The 2,743-nt window shown below is 73.6% G+C and carries 2 protein-coding genes and 1 pseudogene; 2 read left to right on the top strand and 1 reads right to left on the bottom strand.

The features are described 5' to 3' along the window. Positions 1-641: hypothetical protein (locus SACAZDRAFT_RS23460; RefSeq protein WP_005444279.1), on the bottom strand; the 641-nt coding region annotated here is incomplete at its 3' end. 128 nt (positions 642-769) lie between these two features. Here SACAZDRAFT_RS23460 and SACAZDRAFT_RS18930 point away from each other — a divergent pair. Both SACAZDRAFT_RS18930 and SACAZDRAFT_RS23455 read left to right on the top strand, forming a co-directional pair. Further along, positions 770-2,266: a leucyl aminopeptidase gene (locus SACAZDRAFT_RS18930; RefSeq protein WP_005444277.1), complete on the top strand. Its 1,497-nt coding sequence runs from the start codon at positions 770-772 to the stop codon at positions 2,264-2,266. Positions 2,267-2,306: 40 nt separating this feature from the next. Continuing rightward, a pseudogene (locus SACAZDRAFT_RS23455) lies at positions 2,307-2,743 on the top strand (SMI1/KNR4 family protein); the annotation flags it as partial.

The raw sequence follows: 2,743 nt of genomic DNA, 5'->3' as shown, positions 1-2,743 counted from the left end.
AGCGTCGTGAGCGCCGAGGCGTCGGCCGCGACGAGCACCTCGCGCAACGACGTCGACGACAGTCCCAGCCGCACCGGGCCGAGCTGGTACAGGACGGCCCCCGCCAACACGGCCGCGAGCCCGACCGCGACGGCGAGCCGCGCCCCACGCAGCTCGACGAAGAGGGGCACGAGCACCACCACCGCCACGAGCAGCCCCACGGGCGTCGGTGGTTGCACCGCGGCGAACGTCGGGGTCGCGGGAGTGATCGCCACACACACGGCCACGAAGGCGGCCACCACGAGAACTCCCACTCCCACCGCCCAGCGCGGCAACCGTGCCGGCACCCGCGCACCGGCGGCGTCCGCGCCCGCCGTGACGAGCACGACGGCGAGGGCCACGACCGCGTAGGCGGCGCCCGACGGGAACACCGAGGCGAGCTCGGGGGCGACGTAGGCGGCCGGGACGGTCGCACACAGCACGAGCAGGCACCACTCGCGGGCCGCGGTCAGCGCGCGACCGACCCGTCCCCGCGGCGCGTCCGGGTGCAGGCCCGCCGTCCAGGCGAGCGCACCGGCCAACGGCAGTGCGGCGAGCGACCACCAGCCTGCCGCCGACGCGGCCACGGCGAGAACGACGAACAGGCCTGCGGCGAATGCCATCGAGCTGACCTACCTCCGCGCGGGGATACCGGTGTCGCCAATAGCATGGCGGGTGAGATCGACGGATCGGCGCGTCGCCCCGAACCGGGGGCGCGTCGTCCGCACGTGCTGACACAGAGGAGCCTGACGTGAGCGTGCCGAAGCTGTCCCTGTCCGAGAACTCCGAGGGGGCATTGGCCAAGTCCCGCGCCGACGTGGTCGTGGTGGGCACCGTGCAGGGGCCCGACGGAGTGGAGCTCGCCGCCGGCGCGGAGGCCGTGGACGCCGCGTTCGAGGGCACGCTCGCCGAGGTCCTCGCCACGCTCGGCGCGACGGGCAAGAGCGAGGAGGTCGTGAAGGTCCCGACGCTGGGCCGCATTCCGGCCGGCATCGTGCTCGCGGTGGGGCTCGGCGAGGCCGACGACATCACCCCCGAGCGGGTCCGCCGGGCCGCCGGCGCCTCGGGACGCTCGCTGACCGGCCACAAGCGAGTGTTGACCACGCTGTCCGAACTGGACGTGCAGGCGGCCGTCGAGGGCACCGTGCTCGGCGCCTACTCGTTCACCGCGTACAAGTCGGAGCGGGGCGAGGCCCCGCCCGCGACCATCGACGTGGCGGCTCCGGCCGAGGGCACCACGCGGGCGCACAAGGCGACCGTGAAGGCCGCCTCCGCCATCGCCGAGGCGGTCGTCACCGCGCGGGACCTGGTCAACACGCCTCCCAACGACCTGTTCCCCGCCTCCTTCGCCGACCGCGCCAAGGAACTCGCCAACGCCGACGGCCTGGAGTTCGAGGTCCTCGACGAGAAGGCTCTCAAGCGCAAGGGCTTCGGCGGCATCCTCGGAGTGGGCGGCGGTTCGTCGCGTCCGCCGCGGCTGCTGCGGGTGGCCTACCGCGGCTCGAAGGCGAAGAAGAAGGTCGCGCTGGTCGGCAAGGGCATCACCTTCGACACCGGCGGCATCTCGCTGAAGCCCGCGGCGGGCATGGACAGCATGACCTCCGACATGGCGGGTGCGGCGGCCGTCCTGGCGTCCGTGGTGCTGGCGGCCAAGCTCAAGTACCCGCTCGAGGTCGTCGCGCACATCCCGCTGGCGGAGAACATGCCGTCGGGCACCGCGTACCGCCCCGGCGACGTGCTGACCATGTACGGCGGCAAGACCGTCGAGGTGCTCAACACCGACGCCGAGGGACGCCTGGTCCTCGCCGACGCGATCACGCGGGCCTGCGAGGAGGAGCCCGACTACCTGATCGAGACCTCCACGCTGACGGGTGCGCAGGTCGTGGCGCTCGGCGAGCGCACGGCCGGGATCATGGGCTCGGACGACTTCCGCGACCGGGTCGCCGAGCTCGCGCAGGCCACGGGTGAGAACGGCTGGCCGATGCCGCTGCCGGAGGAGCTGCGGTCGGGTCTCGACTCCAAGATCGCCGACCTCGCCAACGTCACCGGCCAGCGCTGGGGCGGCATGCTCGCCGCGGGCATCTTCCTCCGGGAGTTCGTGAACGGCGACGTGCCGTGGGCGCACATCGACATCGCGGGTCCGTCCTACAACGACGGCGCTCCGTGGGGTTACACCGCCAAGGGCGGCACCGGGGTTCCGGTGCGGACCATCGCCGCGGTGCTGGCCGACATCGCCGACAACGGCTGAGCGGGCCGAGTCGGCTGACGAGTCGAGCGGTTCCTCCCGGATGGACTCACTGACCACTCCCCCGCCGGAGGACTTCGTCGAGGCCGCCGTGCGCACCGTGCTCACGGCGGCCGACGACGTCGTCGACGTCGAGATCGGCCGGGCGGCGCTTCTGGTGTTCTGCGTCGGCGCGGCCGACCAGGGTGACCGGCTCGTCCGGTACTGGCAGCGCACGACCGGCGGATCGGCGTCCCGCCTGGTGAGCCATCCGGTCGCCGCGCGGGCGTGGGCGATGCTGCTGTCCGGGCGGAACGCTCCGGACTGGGCGGGCGACCTCACTCCGCTCGATCTCGCGGCGGAGGAGAACGCGCACCGCGCCCACCTCGCGAGGCTGCGGGAGAAGCGGGGGGTCGACGCGGTCCTGGCGGAGCTGGTCGAGCGGGCCTGGGCCCTCGCCGACGCGGGCGAGCTCGACGCCGCGCGGGCCGCGATCGACTC

Source organism: Saccharomonospora azurea NA-128 (assembly GCF_000231055.2).
Classification (GTDB): Bacteria; Actinomycetota; Actinomycetes; order Mycobacteriales; family Pseudonocardiaceae; genus Saccharomonospora; species Saccharomonospora azurea.
This window is presented reverse-complemented; position numbering and strand designations above follow the sequence as displayed.